This is a genomic window from Duganella phyllosphaerae (assembly GCF_001758785.1).
In the GTDB taxonomy this organism is placed as follows: Bacteria; Pseudomonadota; Gammaproteobacteria; order Burkholderiales; family Burkholderiaceae_D; genus Rugamonas; species Rugamonas phyllosphaerae.
Window position 1 is genome coordinate 1 of record NZ_LROM01000107.1, and the last position, 17,840, is coordinate 17,840.

18 protein-coding genes are annotated in these 17,840 nt (G+C 65.7%); 5 read left to right on the top strand and 13 right to left on the bottom strand.

The window, feature by feature from the left end; translation table 11 throughout:
* Positions 1 to 781: response regulator (locus tag DUPY_RS19440; protein ID WP_141749610.1), on the top strand; the 781-nt coding region annotated here is incomplete at its 5' end.
* A gap of 78 nt (positions 782 to 859) precedes the next feature.
* Positions 860 to 1,132, top strand: coding sequence for an NHLP-related RiPP peptide (locus DUPY_RS19445; protein WP_070250246.1), 273 nt, complete (start codon positions 860 to 862; stop codon positions 1,130 to 1,132).
* Positions 1,133 to 1,147: 15 nt separating this feature from the next.
* On the opposite strand, the gene DUPY_RS19450 is transcribed toward DUPY_RS19445, so the two are convergent.
* Positions 1,148 to 2,332 carry a putative peptide maturation dehydrogenase gene (locus DUPY_RS19450; RefSeq protein ID WP_070250248.1) on the bottom strand — a complete coding sequence of 395 codons (1,185 nt, stop codon included), beginning with the start codon at positions 2,330 to 2,332 and terminating at the stop codon, positions 1,148 to 1,150.
* Between the two features lie 155 nt (positions 2,333 to 2,487).
* Between DUPY_RS19450 and fnr the strand changes: the two genes are divergently transcribed.
* Complete coding sequence (fnr, locus tag DUPY_RS19455) at positions 2,488 to 3,246, top strand: fumarate/nitrate reduction transcriptional regulator Fnr (protein WP_070250250.1); 759 nt, start codon at positions 2,488 to 2,490, stop codon at positions 3,244 to 3,246.
* 58 nt (positions 3,247 to 3,304) lie between these two features.
* Here the strand turns inward: fnr and DUPY_RS19460 are convergent, their stop codons facing one another.
* The 8 genes from DUPY_RS19460 to DUPY_RS19495 all read right to left on the bottom strand — a co-directional run bounded on the left by DUPY_RS19460 (position 3,305) and on the right by DUPY_RS19495 (position 10,441).
* Positions 3,305 to 3,814 (bottom strand): FixH family protein, encoded by a 510-nt coding sequence (locus DUPY_RS19460; protein ID WP_070250252.1) that lies wholly within the window; start codon positions 3,812 to 3,814, stop codon positions 3,305 to 3,307.
* Between the two features lie 10 nt (positions 3,815 to 3,824).
* Positions 3,825 to 5,210, bottom strand: a complete 1,386-nt coding sequence (ccoG, locus tag DUPY_RS19465) for a cytochrome c oxidase accessory protein CcoG (RefSeq protein WP_070250254.1) — start codon at positions 5,208 to 5,210, stop codon at positions 3,825 to 3,827.
* On the bottom strand, positions 5,207 to 6,163 hold the full coding sequence (ccoP, locus tag DUPY_RS19470; protein ID WP_070250256.1) for a cytochrome-c oxidase, cbb3-type subunit III: 957 nt from the start codon (positions 6,161 to 6,163) through the stop codon (positions 5,207 to 5,209). Before ccoP ends, ccoG begins: the two co-directional genes overlap by 4 nt.
* Complete coding sequence (locus DUPY_RS19475; RefSeq protein WP_070250258.1) at positions 6,156 to 6,335, bottom strand: cbb3-type cytochrome oxidase subunit 3; 180 nt, start codon at positions 6,333 to 6,335, stop codon at positions 6,156 to 6,158. Before DUPY_RS19475 ends, ccoP begins: the two co-directional genes overlap by 8 nt.
* A 1-nt stretch (position 6,336) precedes the next feature.
* Positions 6,337 to 6,951 carry a cytochrome-c oxidase, cbb3-type subunit II gene (gene ccoO / locus DUPY_RS19480; protein WP_070250260.1) on the bottom strand — a complete coding sequence of 205 codons (615 nt, stop codon included), beginning with the start codon at positions 6,949 to 6,951 and terminating at the stop codon, positions 6,337 to 6,339.
* 13 nt (positions 6,952 to 6,964) lie between these two features.
* Positions 6,965 to 8,389 carry a cytochrome-c oxidase, cbb3-type subunit I gene (gene ccoN, locus DUPY_RS19485; RefSeq protein ID WP_070250262.1) on the bottom strand — a complete coding sequence of 475 codons (1,425 nt, stop codon included), beginning with the start codon at positions 8,387 to 8,389 and terminating at the stop codon, positions 6,965 to 6,967.
* 134 nt (positions 8,390 to 8,523) lie between these two features.
* Complete coding sequence (locus DUPY_RS19490; RefSeq protein WP_070250264.1) at positions 8,524 to 9,891, bottom strand: amino acid permease; 1,368 nt, start codon at positions 9,889 to 9,891, stop codon at positions 8,524 to 8,526.
* Between the two features lie 67 nt (positions 9,892 to 9,958).
* Positions 9,959 to 10,441 carry an Lrp/AsnC family transcriptional regulator gene (locus DUPY_RS19495; protein ID WP_070250266.1) on the bottom strand — a complete coding sequence of 161 codons (483 nt, stop codon included), beginning with the start codon at positions 10,439 to 10,441 and terminating at the stop codon, positions 9,959 to 9,961.
* A 135-nt stretch (positions 10,442 to 10,576) separates the two neighbouring features.
* On the opposite strand from DUPY_RS19495, the gene kynU reads away from it, so the two are divergent.
* Entirely contained in the window at positions 10,577 to 11,839 is a 1,263-nt protein-coding gene (kynU, locus tag DUPY_RS19500) for a kynureninase (protein WP_070250268.1), read from the top strand.
* Positions 11,840 to 11,855: 16 nt separating this feature from the next.
* A complete protein-coding gene (gene kynA, locus DUPY_RS19505; protein WP_070250269.1) occupies positions 11,856 to 12,716 on the top strand; it encodes a tryptophan 2,3-dioxygenase in 861 nt (286 codons plus the stop codon).
* On the opposite strand, the gene ccoS is transcribed toward kynA, so the two are convergent.
* The 4 genes from ccoS to hemN are packed head-to-tail and all read right to left on the bottom strand — an operon-like array spanning position 12,650 to position 17,668.
* A complete protein-coding gene (gene ccoS, locus DUPY_RS19510) occupies positions 12,650 to 12,880 on the bottom strand; it encodes a cbb3-type cytochrome oxidase assembly protein CcoS (protein WP_070250271.1) in 231 nt (76 codons plus the stop codon). The genes kynA and ccoS overlap by 67 nt on opposite strands.
* Complete coding sequence (locus DUPY_RS19515) at positions 12,880 to 15,447, bottom strand: heavy metal translocating P-type ATPase (protein WP_070250273.1); 2,568 nt, start codon at positions 15,445 to 15,447, stop codon at positions 12,880 to 12,882. Before DUPY_RS19515 ends, ccoS begins: the two co-directional genes overlap by 1 nt.
* The gene (locus tag DUPY_RS19520; RefSeq protein WP_070250275.1) at positions 15,429 to 16,232 is read right to left on the bottom strand and encodes a sulfite exporter TauE/SafE family protein; all 804 of its coding nucleotides are present in this window, start codon (positions 16,230 to 16,232) and stop codon (positions 15,429 to 15,431) included. The genes DUPY_RS19515 and DUPY_RS19520 overlap by 19 nt, the downstream gene beginning before the upstream one ends.
* A gap of 5 nt (positions 16,233 to 16,237) precedes the next feature.
* Positions 16,238 to 17,668: an oxygen-independent coproporphyrinogen III oxidase gene (gene hemN / locus DUPY_RS19525; protein ID WP_070250276.1), complete on the bottom strand. Its 1,431-nt coding sequence runs from the start codon at positions 17,666 to 17,668 to the stop codon at positions 16,238 to 16,240.
* Positions 17,669 to 17,840: the final 172 nt, after the last annotated feature.

Consider the following 17,840-nt stretch of genomic DNA (forward strand, 5'->3'; position numbering starts at 1 on the left):
CGTGCTGGTGGTGGACGACAACCAGATCAACCAGCAGGTCGCGCGCGAGGTCTTGCTCGGCGGCGGCGTGCAGGTGGACCTGGCCGGCACCGGCATGGAGGCGGTGCGCATGGTCGAGGCCTGCCGCTACGATGCGGTGCTGATGGATATCCAGATGCCGGAAATGGATGGCTACGAAGCGACCGCGCTGATCCGCGCGCGCCATTCGGCCGCGCACCTGCCGGTGATCGCCATGACCGCGCACGCGGTGCCCGGTTTCCGCGAAAACAGCCTGGCCATGGGCATGAACGACTACATCACCAAGCCGATCGAGCCGGAGCGGCTGTTCGAGGTGCTGGCCGGCTGGATCGTCGGCCGCGCCGCGCCGGCGCTGGCGGCGCCGGCCACGCCCGCCCTCACCTGGACGCAGGCCGCGCCGGAAGCTGATGACCAGGCCGCCGCGCCCGGCATCGATACCGGCGCCGCGCTGGCGCGCCTCGGCGGCAACCGCCGCCTGCTCACGGTGCTGCTGGAAAAATTCGTCGAGGAATTCGCTGTCACGCAGGCGCAACTGGCCACCGCCATCGGCGCCGGCAATATCGAGCAGGCCGCGCTGCTGGTGCACAAGGTCAAGGGCGCGGCGGGCAACCTGTCGATGGGCCAACTGCACCGCTGCAGCGACGTCCTCGAGCAGCAACTGCGCAGCGACCCGGACCAGGTCGCCCCTGCGCTGGCAGCATTCGGCACGGCACTGGCGACGGTGCTCGATGCGGCCCGCGCGGGGGACCCTGACGATCGTTAAAGACGTTGTGAATTCGCCAAGCTGGGCGTAGCATAGCCTGGCAGCACATTGTTTTTATCCACCCTGAGGGAGTACACAATGATTAAACAGAATTTCGATCAACTCAACACCATGCTCGCCAAACTGGCCGCCGACGATGGTTTCCGCGACCGCATGCAGAACGACCCCATCCGCGCGTTGGGCACGCTCGGGATCGAACTCGATCCGGCCAAGGTGCCGGCCGCGCGCCGCCTGCCGTCCAAGGATGCGGCCGCCGCCGACCATGCCGCCTTGGCAAGCAAGCAGATCGGCGAGAACGGCATGGTGCTGTTCATGTTGTCCGGTGTCTCGGTGGCGCGCCTGGCCTCCTGATCCAACCCTGACCGGCTACTCTGCCACCTGGCCGAGGCCGGTCTCTCCATAGCGCAGTTCCACCATCTCGCGCTCACCGCTCGCGGCCACGCCGCAGCCGCACACGGCGATCACCGCGTGGCGCAGGTGATCGAGCTCCAGCATGGTTTCGATATCGATGTCGTTGATGGCGGCGGTGATAAACGCCGGCAAGCCCGCTTCGGTCGCCAGCAGGTAAAACGTCTGCGACAGGTGGCCGGCGTCGAGCGACATGGCGCGGTACGCCTTCTGGTGATTGCGGTACTTCCAGAACGAGCGCTCCACCCGGCCCACCATCACCACCTGCATGGCCGCCCCGGCCAGCCAGTACTGGTCCGCCACCATTTGCAGCGCCAGCGCCGCCGCCTGGTCCGGCGTGGTGGCGCGCAGCGGCTGCAGCGTGTTGTCGACCGGATGGTAGTGGTACAAGCCCGGCGCCAGGCCGTCCACCCGCTGTACCAGCACGAACGCTTCGACCGGATGCAGGCCGCCGCCCGACGGACTGGTCTTTTTCAGCACGTTGGCGTGCGGGCCGATGTGGCGCACTTCCTGGGCGCCGAACGTGCGCTGCAACAGGCGCGCCGCAACCGCCAGCGGCAGGCTGGCGCTGGTGTCGTAATTGCGGCCCGTGTAGCGGCGCAGCAGCACCTCGTCGAGGAAACCGGTGGGAGCCGGCAGCGCCACCGCTGCGCCGATGCTTGCCACCTGCTGCACCGGCGGCGGCGGGTTGCCGTGGCGCTCGAGCAGCTCGTCGAAACTGGGCGCTTCCATGCCGGTATCGCTGCGCACGTCGTGCCAGCGCGAGAAGGTATGCGCCAGTGCCGCCAGCGGCCGCCAGTGCAGCGTGCGCAAGGTGTCGTCGCGTGCGCGCAGCGCGCCTGGCGCGGAATCGGGCGCCGCGTCCTCTGCCAGCAGCAGGCCGTGGGCGAGCAGCCGGTCCACCACTGCCGCGCCATGGCGCTGCGCCAGGTCCGCGTGCGCGGTCCACACCGACGAACCGACTGCGGCCAGCGCGGCCAGGTCGGCGGCATCGACCTCGATCTCGCGGTCCAGGTGCGGCGCCAGCGCCAGCCAGCGGGTGCTGGCCGCCAGGGTGCTGGTGCCGGCAAACAGCGCGGCCCAGTCGATGTCCAGTTCTTCGCGGGGTTCCAGGTACAACACGGCGCAACGGCGGAGGTTCATGGTCTTTATCTCTGCTCAAGTTAAGAAATCGGCAATAACCAGGATGAGTCTAGCGCATCGGCCAGCTGCGGGGAAGTGGCGGATGCGCCGCAATACCCGATGGCGCCGGTGCGGCATCGACCAAAAATCATGGTTGATGGTCTACACTGTCGGTCATGATCAAAGACCTGCCGTCGCTGGTGCTGCCCGGCGCCACAATCGACATCCTCAAGGCCAGCTGCGCCACGTGCAGCATGCACCAGCTGTGCCTGCCCATGGGACTGGGCAACGAAGACATGGAGCGGCTCGACCAGATTATCGGCCGCCGCCGCAAGGTCGCGCGCGGCAATACGCTGTTCCGCATAGGCGATCCGTTCCAGAACCTGTACGCGATCCGCCTCGGCCACTTCAAGACCTACCAGGTCAACCGCGAAGGCGCCGAGCAGATCACCGGCTTCCAGATGGCCGGCGAGCTGCTGGGCATGGACGCCATCAGCACCGACCTGCACCATTGCACGGCGGTGGCGCTGGAAGACAGCGAAGTGTGCGAAATTCCGTTCGCCACCCTGCAGCAGCTGCTGGCCGAAATGCCCACCCTGCTGCGCCACTTCCACCGCATGATGAGCCAGGAAATCACGCGCGAACAAAGCGTGATGCTTTTATTGGGCAATATGCAGGCGACGCAGCGCTTCGCCGCCTTCCTGGTCAACCTGTCGTCGCGCTACGAAGCACGCGGCTATTCGCCCAACGCCTTCCAGCTGCGCATGTCGCGCGAAGAAATCGGCAACTACCTGGGCCTGACCATCGAGAGCATCAGCCGCCTGCTGTCGAAGTTCAAGAAGGAAGGGCTGGTCAAGGTGAGCAACCGCGAGATCGAACTGCTCGAGCCGCACACGCTCAAGGCGATTACGGCCGGTACGCAGACTTGCGGTTGATCCCACTCCCTGAACCGATGGGGTCCGACCCCGGTTGGCTGGGCGGGGTAGCGGCGACTTAATCGGCTACCAGCGCTACACCGCGCTCCTTCGGCCACACCCACGCGCCCGCCAGGCGCCAGTCGCGTTTTTCTCCTTCCACCAGCACCACCCAGCGGCTGCGCTCGAGCATGGCCAGCGGCGCCTCGAAGCGGCCCGCCGTGTCGGGTTGCAGCGTCGCTTCGATGTCCTTGTCGGGCAAGGTTGCGTGTGAAAGTCTTAGCCGCATGGGCTCGGTCATGCCGCCGCCGTGCAAGCGTTGTACTTGCCCCGACAGCACGCTGCGGCTGGCGTCATAGGTCAGCGTCATCGACAGGCCCATGGCGCTGGCCACGCGGTCGCGCGTCAGGTCCTGGTTGATGGCCTTGCCCTGCTTGTAATAGTCGCCGACCACCACCGGGTCGGGCGTGGAGAACGCCAGGTAAGCGGTAAACGCGCTGCCGGCCACCACGATGGCCGGGCCCAGCATCAGCAACCACGGCCAGCGCTGCTGGTACCACGGGGTGACGGTGCGGTGTAGATGGTGCATATGAATACTCCTAGCGGGGGACGATGAAGACCGCAGTTTCGTTGACGTGCAGCGCCGGGTCATCGACAGCCGTGAGCGCCACTTCGATCCTGTTCGAGCCCGGCTGGGCGGCGCCGTGCGCGGTGCGCAGGCGAATCGGCACGCCGCGCGTTTCGGTGGCATCGAGCCGCACCGTATCTGGCGTGACCAGGGCCAGCGACTCGACGCCGGCGACGCTGATGCGGTACGTATGGGCGCGTTCGGTGGTGTTCATGATCTGCAGCCGGTAGACGTTTTCGATCATGCCGTCTTCCACTTCGCGGCCCATGGCGCCGCGGTCGCGGATCACGTCCATCTTGAGGGGCACGCGCAGGTACAGGGCGGTACTGGCGCCGGTCACGATCAGCAGCAGGACGGCGGTGTAGATGCGCACCCGGGGGCGCCAGGTGCGGCGGCGGATCTCGGTGGGCGTCAGGTGTTCGTCCAGTGCGCGTTCGGTGGCGTAGCGGATCAGGCCGCGCGGTGCATCGATCTTGTCCATCACGCCGTTGCAGGCATCCACGCACGCGGCGCAGCCGATGCACTCGTATTGCAGGCCGTTGCGGATGTCGATGCCGGTGGGGCACACCTGCACGCACAGCGAACAGTCGATGCAGGCGCCGCCGGTATTGGCTGCCTGCTTGTGGCGCGGGCCGCGTGGCTCGCCGCGCTTGGCATCGTAGGTGATGACCAGGGTGTCGCGGTCGAACATCGAGCTCTGGAAGCGGGCGTACGGGCACATGTACTTGCACACCTGTTCGCGCATCCAGCCGGCGTTGCCGTAGGTGGCAAACGCATAGAACAGCACCCAGAACCATTCCCACGGTCCGAAGTCGAAGGTTTGCACCTCGACCATCAGATCGCGGATTGGCGTGAAGTAGCCGACAAAGGTAAAACCGGTCCACAGGGCGACCGCGCCCCAGGCCAGGTGCTTGGCGGTCTTTCTACCGAGCTTGTTGGCTGACCACGGCTGGCGATCGAGCAACATGCGCGCGCTGCGCTTGCCCTCGATCTTGCGCTCGATCCAGAGAAAAATTTCGGTATAAACAGTTTGCGGACAGGTGAAGCCGCACCACACGCGTCCGGCCACGGCCGTGGCCAGGAACAGCAAGTAGGCGCTGATGATCAGCAGCACCGCCAGATAAATGAAATCCTGAGGCCACAAGACCATGCCGAAGATGTAGAACTTGCGCGTGGTCAGGTCGAACAGCAGCGCCTGGCGGTCGTTCCATTGCAGCCACGGCGTGCCGTAGAACGCCAGCTGCGTCAGCCAGGCGAACAGCCAGCGCAGGCGGGCGTAGCGGCCCGACGTTTCGCGCGGGTAGATTTCCTCGCGCGCCGCATACATCTTGACGACCTGGGTCTCGGGCGCACTCATTTTGCCGGTTCCGCTGGCGCGGCAGGTGCAGGCAAGGGCTGGCTGACATCATTGGACAAGCTCCAGATGTACGCGGCCAGCACGTGCACCTTGGCGTCGCCGAGGAAGTCGCCGAACGCCGGCATGGTGGCGTTGCGGCCGTGGCGGATGGTCTCCATGATGGTGTCGGCGCTGCCGCCGAACAGCCAGATTTTATCGGTCAGGTTCGGCGCGCCCAAGGCCTGGTTGCCCTTGGCGTCGGCGCCGTGGCAGGCCATGCAGGCGCCGAATTTGCCTTTGCCGAACACCGCCTTGATCGGATCGGCCGTCGAGCCGGACAGGCTCAGCACGTAGTGGGCGACGTTCTCGATATCTTTTTCGCTGCCCACCGCTGCGCCCATCGGCGGCATGGCGCCCACGCGCCCGTGCAGGATGGTCTGCTTGATGATTTCGGGCGTACCGCCGAACAGCCAGTCCTTGTCGGCCAGGTTGGGAAAGCCCTTGTTGCCGCGTGCATCGGAGCCGTGGCACTGGGCGCAGTACGTGAGGAACAGCCGTTCACCGATGGCGCGCGCTTTCGGATCGGCCGCCACCGCCTTGAGATCCTGCTGCTGGTACTGGGCGAACAGCGGACCGTATTCTTTTTCCGCCTGTTTCAGTTCGGTCTTGTAGTTGCCGGTGGAGCTCCAGCCCAGCTTGCCGGCGTAGCTGCCCAGGCCCGGATACAGCACCAGGTACACCAGCGCGAAGACGATGGTGATGTAGAACAGCCACATCCACCAGCGCGGCATCGGCGTGTTCAGTTCGGTCAAATCCTGGTCCCAGACGTGGCCGGTGGTATCGACATTGACGTCGCTGCGCTTGCCCACCCGCGCCTTCGACTGTGCCCACAGCAGGATACCGCAACCGAGGATGCCGAGCAGGGTGAGCGCGGCGATGTAGTAATCCCAGAAGCCGCTGGTAAAGTCAGCCATGCTTATGCTCCTCGTCGCGCAGTTCATCGTCCATGAAGGGCGCTTGTGCTGCCTGGGTAAAATCGGTTTCCTTGTGGTGGAAATAGGCCCACCATACGATGCCGATGAAGGTGGCGAACGACACCACCGTCATCACGCTGCTGGCCTGGTCAAACAGGTTCTCGATAGCCATGTCAGTTCCTTGCTTTGATTAACGTGCCCAGGCCTTGCAGATAGGCGATCAGGGCGTCTTCCTCGGTCTTGTCCTTGAGCTGTTCCGGCGCGGCGGCGATGTCGGCGTCGGTGTACGGATCGCCCAGCCGTTGCAGTGCGCGGAGCTTGGGCACCACGTCCTGCGGCACCAATTTGGTCTTGGCCAGCCACGGGTAGTTGGGCATATTCGATTCCGGCACCACGTCGCGCGGATTGGCCAGGTGGGTGCGGTGCCACTCGTCGCTGTAGCGGCCGCCCACGCGCGCCAGGTCGGGCCCGGTACGCTTGGAGCCCCACTGGAACGGCCGGTCATAGACGAATTCGCCAGCGACCGAGTAATGGCCGTAGCGCTCGGTCTCGGCGCGCAGCGGCCGCACCATCTGCGAGTGGCAGTTGTAGCAGCCTTCGCGCACGTAGATGTCGCGCCCGGTCAGGCGCAGCGGGCTGTACGGCTTGAGGCCGGCTACCGGCTCGGTGGTGGACTTCTGGAAGAACAGCGGCACGATTTCCACGGCGCCGCCGATGCTGATCACCAGCGTGACCAGGGCGATCAGCAGCCAGGGATTTTTTTCGATCCATTCATGCGAGAATTTCATGGGTACTCCGGGGTCAGTGGGCTGCAGCCAGGGCAGGGATGGGGGCGGTGACGGTAGCGCGATGGCGTAACGTCATCCAGGTGTTGTAGCCCATTACGCACATGCCGCTGAAGTACATGAAGCCGCCCAGCACCCGCACCGCGTAGTACGGATAGGTCGCTTTCACGCCTTCGACAAAGGTGTAAGTGAGGGTGCCGTCGGGGTTCACCGCACGCCACATCAGGCCCTGCATCACGCCGGCGATCCACATCGCGGCGATGTACAGCACCACGCCGATGGTGGCCACCCAGAAGTGCAGGTCGATCAGCTTGACGCTGTACATTTTTTGCTCGCCGACCAGGCGCGGAATCAGGTAGTAGATCGAGCCCATGGTGATGAAGCCGACCCAGCCGAGCGCGCCGCCGTGCACGTGCGCCACGGTCCAGTCGGTGTAGTGGGAGAGGGCGTTGATGGTCTTGATCGACATCATCGGGCCTTCGAAGGTGGCGATGCCGTAGAACGACAGCGAGACGATCATGAATTTCAGGATCGGGTCGGTGCGCAGCTTGTGCCAGGCGCCCGATAACGTCATCATGCCGTTGATCATGCCGCCCCACGAGGGCGCCAGCAGCACCAGCGAGAACACCATGCCCACCGACTGGGTCCAGTCCGGCAGGGCCGTGTAATGCAGGTGGTGGGGACCGGCCCACATGTAGGTGAAGATCAGCGCCCAGAAGTGGACAATCGACAGCCGGTACGAGTACACCGGACGCTCGGCCTGCTTGGGGATGAAGTAATACACCATGCCCAGGTAGCCGGCGGTGAGGATGAAGCCGACCGCGTTGTGGCCATACCACCACTGGATCATGGCGTCTTGCACGCCGGTGTAGGCCGAGTACGACTTGGTCAGGCTGGCGGGCATGCTGGCGCCCTGCACCACGTGCAGGATGGTCACGGCCAGGATGTAGGCGCCGAAGAACCAGTTGGCCACGTAGATGTGCTTGACCTTGCGCGTGATGAGGGTGCCGAAGAACACCACTGCGTAGGCGATCCACACCAGCGCGATCAGGATCGTGATCGGCCATTCGAGCTCGGCGTATTCCTTGCCGCGCGTGTAACCCATCGGCAGCGTGACCACTGCCAGCACGATCACCGCCTGCCAGCCCCAGAACGTAAACGCCGCCAATTTATCGGAAAACAGCCGCACCTGGCAGGTGCGCTGCACCACGTAATACGACGTGGCAAACAGGCCGCAGATACCGAACGCGAAAATCACCGCGTTGGTGTGCAAGGGCCGCAGGCGGCCGTAGGTCAGCCATGGAATGTCGAGGTTCAGCGCCGGCCAGGCCAGCTGGGCGGCGATGATCACCCCCACCAGCATGCCGACGATGCCCCAGATGACGGTGGCGACCGCGAATTGCTTGACCACCTTGTAGTTGTAATTCAATGCTGGTTCCACACACGCTCTCCCCGGTTTGCGTCAAATCTATTGACCGAAGGGTAAGCGTGCAGAACTCAAAAATCCTTGATGTGAATCAAAATTTCCCGGATGCACTTCAGGGTCAGTGCCGACATTTGGACACGGCCTCAGCGCTATCCGGCTGAGTTCGTGTCTGAATGTCGGCACTGACCCCGAAGGCGGTAGCAGATGGCGAGGACTGCGATCCAGGCCGGCATCATGTAGACCGCGATGCGGGTGTCGGGGGTGAGGTACATGATGACCACGATGGCGGCCATGAAGGCCAGGCACAGGTAGTTGGTCCATGGCTGGCCCCAGCTGCGAAAGCGCGTGGTTTCGCCCGCCTGCGCCTTGCTCTGGCTGAACTTCAGGTGCGTGATGCTGATCATCGCCCAGTTGATCATCAGCGCCGCCACCACCAGCATCATCAACATGCCAAACGCCTTGCCCGGCATGACGTAGTTGACCACCACGCACAGGGCAGTGGCAGCTGCCGACACGCCCAGCGCGTGCACCGGGATGCCGCGATTGTTCACGTGCGCCAGGGTTTTCGGTGCGTGGCCCTGCAGCGCCAGGCCCAGCAGCATGCGGCTGTTGCTGTACACGCAGCTGTTGTAGACCGACAACGCGGCTGTGAGCACCACCACGTTCAGCGCCGAGGCCACCCAGCCGTTGTCGAGCGCCTGGAAGATCAGCACGAACGGGCTGCCGCCTTGCTGCACGTCGCTCCACGGGTACAGCGACAGCAGCACCGCCAGCGCGCCCACGTAAAAGATCAGGATGCGGTACACGACCTGGTTGGTGGCCTTGGGGATGGTTTTTTCCGGCGACTCCGCTTCGGCCGCCGTGATGCCCACCAGTTCGAGCCCGCCGAACGAGAACATGATGATGGCCATCGCCATGATCATGCCGCCCACGCCGTGCGGAAAGAAGCCGCCCAGCGCCCACAGGTTGGTGATGCTGGCCTGCGGGCCGCCGGTGCCGCTGACGAGCAAATAGCCGCCGAACACGATCATGCCGACAATCGCCGCCACCTTGATGATGGCAAACCAGAACTCCATTTCGCCGAACAGCTTGACGTGCAGCAGGTTGACCGCATTTATCAACAGGAAGAACCCGAGTGCGGACGCCCAAAGCGGCACCGACGGCCACCAGAACTGCACGTACATGCCCACCGCAGTGAGTTCGGCCATGCTGACCAGCACGTACAGGATCCAGTAATTCCAGCCCGACGCAAAACCGGCAAACGGTCCCCAGTAGCGATTGGCGAAGTGGCTGAAGGAGCCGGCCACCGGCTGGTCCACCACCATCTCGCTCAGCTGGCGCATGATGAAGAAGGCCATGATGCCGGCGATCGCATAACCGAGGATCACCGAGGGGCCGGCCAGCTTGATGGTCTGGGCCACGCCCAGGAACAGGCCGGTGCCGACCGCGCCGCCGAGGGCGATCAGCTGGATGTGGCGGTTGCTCAAGCCGCGCTTGAGCGTGTTGTCATGGGTCATGGAGGTGCGGCTTTCCTTGGTTTGGCGGGGTATGGGGAAGAGCTAAGCTGATAAGGCGATAAGGCGATCATACAGTGTGTTGCTGAAGCAACCCGGCGCCCAGCACCGGCGACTCGCCCAGGTTGCGCAGCACCATGTGCGAGCGGATGTCGAGGACGCCCGGCACCTTGTACAGCTTGTCCATCACGAAGTCGGAATAGTGTTTGAGGTTGCGCGCCCGCACGCGCAGCATGTAGTTGGCCTCGCCGGTGACCACGAACGAGCCCACCACTTCTTCCCACTGCGGCAAGGCAGCGACGAACTGTTCGTGCCACTGGTCGGTATCACGGCGCATGGTGACCATCACGAACGCTTCCACGTCCAGCCCCAGCAGTTCGGCGTTGAGTCGGGCGGTGTAGCCGAGGATGATGCCGGCCTGTTCCAGCAAGCCCACGCGGCGCAGGCAGGCCGACGGCGACAGGAACACCGTTTCGGCCAGCCGGGTATTGCTGATGCGGCCATCCTGTTGCAGCGCGCGCAGGATGGCAAGATCGACCAGGTCAAGGTTCATTGAAATATTTTGCGGTTTTTGATGGTGATTTTCGAATAATAGATCAATAACAGCGCTTTCAGTGCGGTTCTTTGCGCGAAAAAATCGTCATCGTTGTTCTAAAATATCGCATCCATCTCATCCTGCGGGACTCCCATGACCACCGAACAAGATTGCCTGGCGCTTGACGCCGCCGACCCGCTGGCCGCCCAACGCGTCCAGTTTGCGCTGCCCGACGGCGTGATTTACCTCGACGGCAATTCGCTGGGCGCGCGTCCGAAGGCTTCCTTGCAGCGCGCGCAGCAGGTGATCGCCGCCGAGTGGGGCGACGACCTGATCCGCAGCTGGAACACGGCCGGCTGGTACGACCTGCCGCGCCGCCTGGGCAACCTGCTCGCGCCCATCGTCGGCGCCGCTGCAGACGAGGTGGTGGTCACCGATACCACGTCGGTTAACCTGTTCAAGGCGCTTGCCGCCGCCATCAAGATGCAGGCGGACCATCCCGGGCGCGCCGGCCGGCGCGTGATCATCACCGAGCGCGACAACTTCCCCAGCGATATCTACATGGCCGAAGGCCTGCTGGGCTGGCTCGAGCGTGGCTACCAATTGAAACTGCTGGAGTCCTGGTCCGACCTGCCGGCCGCGTTGTCGGGCGAGGCCGGACAGCAAGTGGCGGTGGTCATGCTCACCCACGTCAATTACCGCACCGGCCGCATGTTCGACATGACCGCCACCACGGCGCAGATCCACGCCGCCGGCGCGCTGGCGATCTGGGACCTGGCCCATTCGGCCGGCGCAGTGCCGGTGGCGCTGAACGCTGCCAACGCCGACTTCGCGGTCGGCTGCACCTACAAGTATCTCAATGGCGGCCCCGGTTCGCCGGCCTTCATCTGGGTACCGCAGCGTCACCATGCGCAGTTTGCCCAGCCGCTCACCGGCTGGTGGACCCATCGCCAGCCGTTCGCCATGCAGCCGGCCTATGCGCCGGTGGCCGGCATCGGCCGCGCGCTGTGCGGCACCCAGCCGGTGGTGTCGCTGGCGCTGGTGGAATGCGGCCTGGAGATCTTCGGCCAGGTAGCGATGGCGGCATTGCGCGCCAAGTCGCTGGCGCTGTCTGACCTGTTCATCGCGCTGCTCGAAGAACACTGCGCCGGCCACCCGCTCGAACTGATCACGCCGCGCGCGCACGCCGAGCGTGGCAGCCAGGTGAGCGTGATGCACCCGCACGGCTACGCGGTGATGCAGGCGCTGATCGCGCGCGGCGTGATCGGCGACTACCGCGAGCCGCAGGTGATGCGCTTCGGTTTCACGCCGCTGTACACCAGCTACCAGGACGTATGGCGCGCGGTGATGGTCCTGAAGGATATCCTCGACCGCAGCGACTACCAGGTCGATGCCAAGCGCGATGCAGTGACCTGAGCTCACGGAGACGATCATGAAATGCCCGGTATCTCACGATGGTGTCAGTGCCCCCGCAGCCGACTACCACGGCGCCCAGCTCGATTTTTCCAAGGACATGAGCTACGGCGACTACCTGTCGCTCGACACCATCCTGTCGGCCCAGCACCCGCTCTCGCCCGAGCACAACGAGCTGCTGTTCATCATCCAGCACCAGACCAGCGAGCTGTGGATGAAGCTCATGTTGCACGAGCTGCACGGCGCGCGCGACAACATCGCGGCCGGCCAGCTGCCGGCGGCGATGAAAATGCTGGCGCGCGTGGCCGCCATCATGAACCAGCTGGTGCACGCCTGGGATGTGCTCTCGACCATGACGCCGCCCGAGTACACGGCGATCCGCCCGTACCTGGGCGCCTCGTCCGGCTTCCAGTCGCACCAGTACCGCGAAATCGAGTTCCTGCTTGGGAACAAGAACGCCACCCACCTGCAAGTGCACCAGCACAAGCCGGAGGCGTACGCGATACTCAAGCGCGCCCTGGACGCGCCGTCGATTTACGACCAGGCCATCATGGTGATGGCGGGCAGCGGCCTGGCGGTGGACGCGCAGCGCCTGGCCGGTCCTTGGGACCAGCCGGTGAAATCCGACGACTCGGTCAAGGCTGCGTGGACCACCGTGTACCAGAACACCGGCGAGTATTGGCCGCTGTACGAACTGGCCGAAAAGCTGGTGGACCTGGAGACCGCCTTCCGGCTGTGGCGCTTCCGCCACGTGACCACCGTGCAGCGCGTGATCGGTTTCAAGATGGGCACCGGCGGCACCGACGGCGTCAATTACTTGCGCAAGATGCTAGACGTGGTGCTGTTCCCGGAACTGTTCGAATTACGCACCGAGCTCTGATCTTCATTGTTGGCGTGCTGCGGCCGGTCGTCGTCCTGCAGCACGCGCAGGCCGGGCCCCACCAGGTCGTCGAACTGGCCGTCGTCGGACGCGCGAAAGAACACCCACAGCGCCACGAACACCAGCAGCACGCTCAGGGGAATGAGCAGCAGCAGCGCTTCCATCAGGTCTCCCTGCCCACGCGGCGCAGCCGCAGTGCGTTGGCCACCACCACGGCCGAACTGGCCGCCATGCCCACGCCCGCCAGCCACGGATTGAGCAGCCCCAGCGCCGCCGCTGGAATGGCCACCACGTTGTACACGCTGGCCCAGGCCAGGTTCTGGCGGATCACGCCCATGGTGCGCGCGGCTACCCGGGCGCTGTCGACCACCGCGCCAAGGCGCCCGCACAGCAGCACCGCGTCGGCATGGGCTTGCGCCAGCGCTGCGCCTTCACCCATCGCGAACGAGACATCGGCCGCGCTCAACACGGCAGCGTCGTTGATGCCGTCACCCACCATGGCGACCACCGCACCCTTCATCTGCAATTGTTTGACGAAGGCCAGCTTTTCCTCGGGCAGGTAGCCGCCCACGGTGATGCCGATGCCCAGCTGGTCACCGACGCGGCGCGCCAGCACGTCATGGTCGCCGCTGAGCAGCACCACCGTCTTGCCGGCGCGGCGGAAGTAGTCCACGGTCGCTTGAGCATCCTCGCGCAGGCCGTCGTGCAGTTGCAGGCAGGCGAGCCACTGGCCTTCCGCGCCCAGATACACTGGCGTGGCGCCGTCCGCCACCTCGTGGGCAGGAGCGAGTCCGGTACTCTGCGTGATTGCTGCGGCGCCCGCAGTGCCGGCGCTTGGCGGCGGTAGCGCCATCCCCGCGATCCCTGCCACGAATGCAGCGCTACGGAGCCGGTACCGGCGGTTGTGCAGCACCGCCTCGATGCCGCAACCGGGCACTTCGCCTATTGCGTCCGGGTGCCAGTCCTCGCGCCGGCCGCCGCCGGCCTCCACGGCTGCGGCCACGATGGCGCGCGCCAGCGGGTGGGCGCTGCCGGCGTCGAGCGCGGCGGCCACCTGCAGGCAGAAGCTCGCGCGCATGGCGCCCAGCGGCACGGTGGCCTGCAGCACCGGGCGGCCGTGGGTGAGGGTGCCGGTCTTGTCGAAGACGACGTGGGTGGCGCGGTGCAGCGTTTCCAGCGTTTGCGCGCCGGTCACCAGCACGCCGCCGCGCAGCAGGCGGTCGGTGGCGGCGGCCAGCGCGGTGGGCGTGGCCAGCGACAGCGCGCACGGGCACGACACCACCAGCACGGCAATGGCGATCGGCCACGCGCGCAGCAGGTTGCCATCGTGCCAGGCCCAGAAACCGAATGCGCACGTCGCGAACAGCAGCAGCCCCGCCACGAACCACGCCGCCACGCGGTCGGCCCACAGCGCAATGCGCGGCTTGCCCTGTCCCGCGCGGTCGATCAGCTTGACCAGGTTCGACATGGTGCTGTCCTGGGCGCGCCGGGTTACCCGCGCCAGCACCACGGCGCCGGCATTGATCGCGCCGCCGGGCAATGCTTCGCCGAGTTCCTTTGGCACCGAGGCGCTCTCGCCGGACAACAGCGACAGGTCGAGCGACGTGCTGCCATTGACCACCACGCAGTCGGCCGCCACCGCCTCGCCGGGCTTGATCATGATGACGTCATCGACTTGCAGGGCAGCCGCGCGCACCAGCGTGGCGCCGCGGCTGTCGGGATAGTGCGCCAGCAAGGTGGCCGCTGCCGGCAGCGCGTGGTGCAGGCGTTCCAGTGCTGCGCCGGCGCGGCGGCGCGCGCGCAGTTCGTACCAGCGGCTGCACAGCAGCAGGAAGATGAACATGGTGACCGAATCGAACCACACCGCGCCGGTGCCGCGCACGGTGGCGACGACGCTGGCGCCAAAGGCGGCGGCAATGCCCAGCGCCACCGGCACGTCCATGCCCAGCGTGCGCGCGCGCAGGCTGGCCAGCGCGCCGCGCCAGAACGGCAGCGCCGAGTAGGTCACTGCCGGAATCGTGAGCAGCAGGCTGGCCCACTGCATCAAGGAGGCCATGGCCGGATCGAGCGTGCCGTCGCCGTTGGACATGTAAGCCGGCGCCACGTACATCATCACCTGCATCATCGCCAGGCCGGCCACGAACAGCTGGCGACCGAGCGTGCGCGCAGACTGGCGCTGCTGCACCTGGTGGCGGCCGGCGTCGTACGGGTAAGCGGCGTAGCCGATCGCGTGCAGCGCGGCCAGGATGTCGCCGGGTGTGCAGTTGTCCTGGCGCCAGCGCACGTAAAGGCGCTCGGTGGCGACGTTGAGCTGGGCCGCCTCCACGCCGGGCAGGCGCGCCAGCCGGTGTTCGATCAGCCACACGCAGGCCGCGCAGCGGATGCCCTCCACCGCAAATGTCGCTTCGCGCGTGTGCTCGTCGCGGGCGAAGCGCGGGTCGGCGTTGTCGTAGAGTTGCAGCGCGGGCGGCGCCAGGCTGGCGTTATCGACGTTATCGGCGTTGTCGGCTTTATTGGCGCTGGCGGCAAACGCGGAGCGGTCACGGTAGTACGATGCCTGCCCGAGATCGACGATGGTTTGCGCCACCGCCGCGCAGCCGGGGCAGCACATGCTGTGGATAACGCCGTCGATGTCCACCGGCCAGCTGGCGCTGGCCGGCACCGGTTCACCGCAGTGGTAACAGCCGGCCGCTGCGTCGGCGGCGCGTGATTTCAATGGGGTGTCAGGCATAAGATAGAGATCCATTCCGGCACAATGCCGTCACCGCTGCCGGCTCGCAGCAGTCCCAGCAAGCCAAAACCGAGTACCGCCACGCCGCAGGCGATGCGCACCAGCGGGCGGCGCATGGCGCGCTGCACGCGCATGCCCACCAGGCCGAGGCCGACCAGCATCGGCAACGTACCGAGGCCAAACGCCAGCATCACGATGGCGCCGTCGAAGGCGTCGCCGCTGAGCATGGCGGTGAGCAGCACGCTATAAACCATGCCGCACGGCAGCCAGCCCCACAGCGCACCGAGTGCCAGCGCCTGTTGCGGTTTTTCGATCGGCAGCAGGGTTTTCATCAGCGGCGCGATGGCCCGTTGCAAGCGCTGCCAGAGCACCCGGCCACCTTGTTCGAGCCACGCCAGGCCGCGCCAGGCGTTCATCAGGTGCAGCCCGAGGGCGACCAGCATCAGGTTGGCCAGCCAATAAAAGCCCAGCTGCACGCCGGCCAGGCCAGCCAGGCTTTGCGCGCCGCCAGCCAGCCCGCCAGCCATGGCGCCGGCCAGCATGTAGCTGGCGATGCGGCCGGTGTTGTAGGCCAGCACGCGTGTCAGCGCTGCGGTGGACGCGTGGGCGGGGGCAGCAGCACCGCCGGCAGCAGCTATCGGGATCGCTGCACGCGGCGATGCCGATGACGACGGCTTGCTGCTGGCGCTGGCCGACAGCGCACCCACAATCCCGCCACACATGCCCACGCAATGGATGCTGCCCGCCAGGCCCACCAACAATACCGGAAGCAGCTGGACGGCCATGGCGGTCAGATGGTTTTCGAGTAGCGCAGCGGTTGCGCGCTGTCGAGCCTGGCCGTGGCCAGGTAGCGGTCGAACACCATGCAGATGTTGCGTATCAGGAGGCGGCCCTTGGGCGTGATGCTGATCCACTCGCTGTCGACCGTGAGCAGGCCATCCTGCGCAAATGCCTTCAACTGTTCCAGCTCCGCTGCGAAGTAGTTCCTGAAGGTGATCGGGAACGATTGCTCGAGCGAGGCCAGCGACAGTTCGAAGTTGCACATCAGCTTCTGGATCACGATGCGGCGCAGCAGGTCGTCGTTGTCGAGCTTGACGCCGCGGGTGATCGGCAGCACACCGGCGTCGAGCTTTTCGTAGTAGGCCTCGAGCGTCTTTTCGTTCTGGCTGTAGGTGGCGCCGATGGCGCTGATGGCCGAGACGCCGCACGAGATCAGGTCCGCTTCGGCACGCGTGGAGTAGCCCTGGAAATTGCGCTGCAGGCGACCCTGGCGCTGGGCCACGGCCAGCTCGTCGCCGGGCTTGGCGAAGTGGTCCATGCCGATGTACACGTAGCCGGCCGCGCACAGGCGGCGGATGCACAGCGCCAGCAAGTCGAGCTTGACGGCGGCGGTGGGCAAGTCGGCATCAAGGATGCGCCGCTGCGGCTTGAACAGGTGCGGCAGGTGGGCGTAGTTGTACAGCGCAATGCGGTCGGGGCTGGCGTCGATGACCTTGTCGAGCGTGCGCTCCATGGTGTCCATGGTCTGCTTGGGCAGGCCGTAAATCAGGTCGATGCTGATCGAGCGAAAGCCAGCGTCGCGCGCGGCCGCCATCACGGAGCGGGTTTCCGCTTCGGGCTGGATGCGGTTGACCGCCTTTTGCACGTCGGGATCGAAATCCTGTACACCCAGGCTCACCCGGTTGAAACCCTGTGCGCGCAGCGAGAAGATGCGTCCGGGCGTGACCGTGCGCGGGTCGATCTCGATCGAGTATTCGCCCTGCGCGTCCGGCGCGAAGTCGAAATTCTCGTGCAGGTAAGTCATCAGGTCGCCCATTTGCCTGTCGCTCAGGTAGGTGGGCGTGCCGCCGCCGAAGTGCAGCTGCTCGACCTGGCCGATGCCGGCAAACAGCCGGCCCTGCATGTCGAGTTCCTGCTTCAGGTAGCCGAGGTAGGTGGCGGCCTTGCCGTGGTCCTTGGTGACGATCTTGTTGCAGCCGCAGTAGTAGCAGATGGTGTCGCAGAACGGCACGTGGATGTACAGCGACAGCGGGCGCTGGCTGCGGCGCAGGCGCAGGCCCGCCACCGCCTCCAAAAACTGGCCGTAGCCGAAATCGGGCACGAAGCGGTCAGCGGTCGGGTACGAGGTGTAGCGCGGACCGGACTGGCTCAATTTGCCGATGATGGCGGCGTCGAATTCGACCGCGTCGATGGCCGACGCGGGGGTGCTGGAGGTAGGCATGATATGACTTTCAGACTCTTGCGCTCTCAGGCGGCCAGGCGGCGGGGTTCAGCCCTGGTGGCGGCACGAACTGTATTGGCGCCCCTGGCCCGCGATGGCGCCCGGCCGAACTTGAACAGGCTCACCGCCTGCGTCAGGCCGCCCGCTTCCACGGCCAGGCTGGCGGTGGCCG

Coding starts and splice junctions, on each gene's coding strand:
- DUPY_RS19445 (WP_070250246.1), top strand. CDS start 860: ATGATTAAACAGAATTTCGATCAACTCAACACCATGCTCGCCAAACTG.
- DUPY_RS19450 (WP_070250248.1), bottom strand. CDS start 2,332: ATGAACCTCCGCCGTTGCGCCGTGTTGTACCTGGAACCCCGCGAAGAA.
- fnr (WP_070250250.1), top strand. CDS start 2,488: ATGATCAAAGACCTGCCGTCGCTGGTGCTGCCCGGCGCCACAATCGAC.
- DUPY_RS19460 (WP_070250252.1), bottom strand. CDS start 3,814: ATGCACCATCTACACCGCACCGTCACCCCGTGGTACCAGCAGCGCTGG.
- ccoG (WP_070250254.1), bottom strand. CDS start 5,210: ATGAGTGCGCCCGAGACCCAGGTCGTCAAGATGTATGCGGCGCGCGAG.
- ccoP (WP_070250256.1), bottom strand. CDS start 6,163: ATGGCTGACTTTACCAGCGGCTTCTGGGATTACTACATCGCCGCGCTC.
- DUPY_RS19475 (WP_070250258.1), bottom strand. CDS start 6,335: ATGGCTATCGAGAACCTGTTTGACCAGGCCAGCAGCGTGATGACGGTG.
- ccoO (WP_070250260.1), bottom strand. CDS start 6,951: ATGAAATTCTCGCATGAATGGATCGAAAAAAATCCCTGGCTGCTGATC.
- DUPY_RS19490 (WP_070250264.1), bottom strand. CDS start 9,891: ATGACCCATGACAACACGCTCAAGCGCGGCTTGAGCAACCGCCACATC.
- DUPY_RS19495 (WP_070250266.1), bottom strand. CDS start 10,441: ATGAACCTTGACCTGGTCGATCTTGCCATCCTGCGCGCGCTGCAACAG.
- kynU (WP_070250268.1), top strand. CDS start 10,577: ATGACCACCGAACAAGATTGCCTGGCGCTTGACGCCGCCGACCCGCTG.
- kynA (WP_070250269.1), top strand. CDS start 11,856: ATGAAATGCCCGGTATCTCACGATGGTGTCAGTGCCCCCGCAGCCGAC.
- ccoS (WP_070250271.1), bottom strand. CDS start 12,880: ATGGAAGCGCTGCTGCTGCTCATTCCCCTGAGCGTGCTGCTGGTGTTC.
- DUPY_RS19515 (WP_070250273.1), bottom strand. CDS start 15,447: ATGCCTGACACCCCATTGAAATCACGCGCCGCCGACGCAGCGGCCGGC.
- DUPY_RS19520 (WP_070250275.1), bottom strand. CDS start 16,232: ATGGCCGTCCAGCTGCTTCCGGTATTGTTGGTGGGCCTGGCGGGCAGC.
- hemN (WP_070250276.1), bottom strand. CDS start 17,668: ATGCCTACCTCCAGCACCCCCGCGTCGGCCATCGACGCGGTCGAATTC.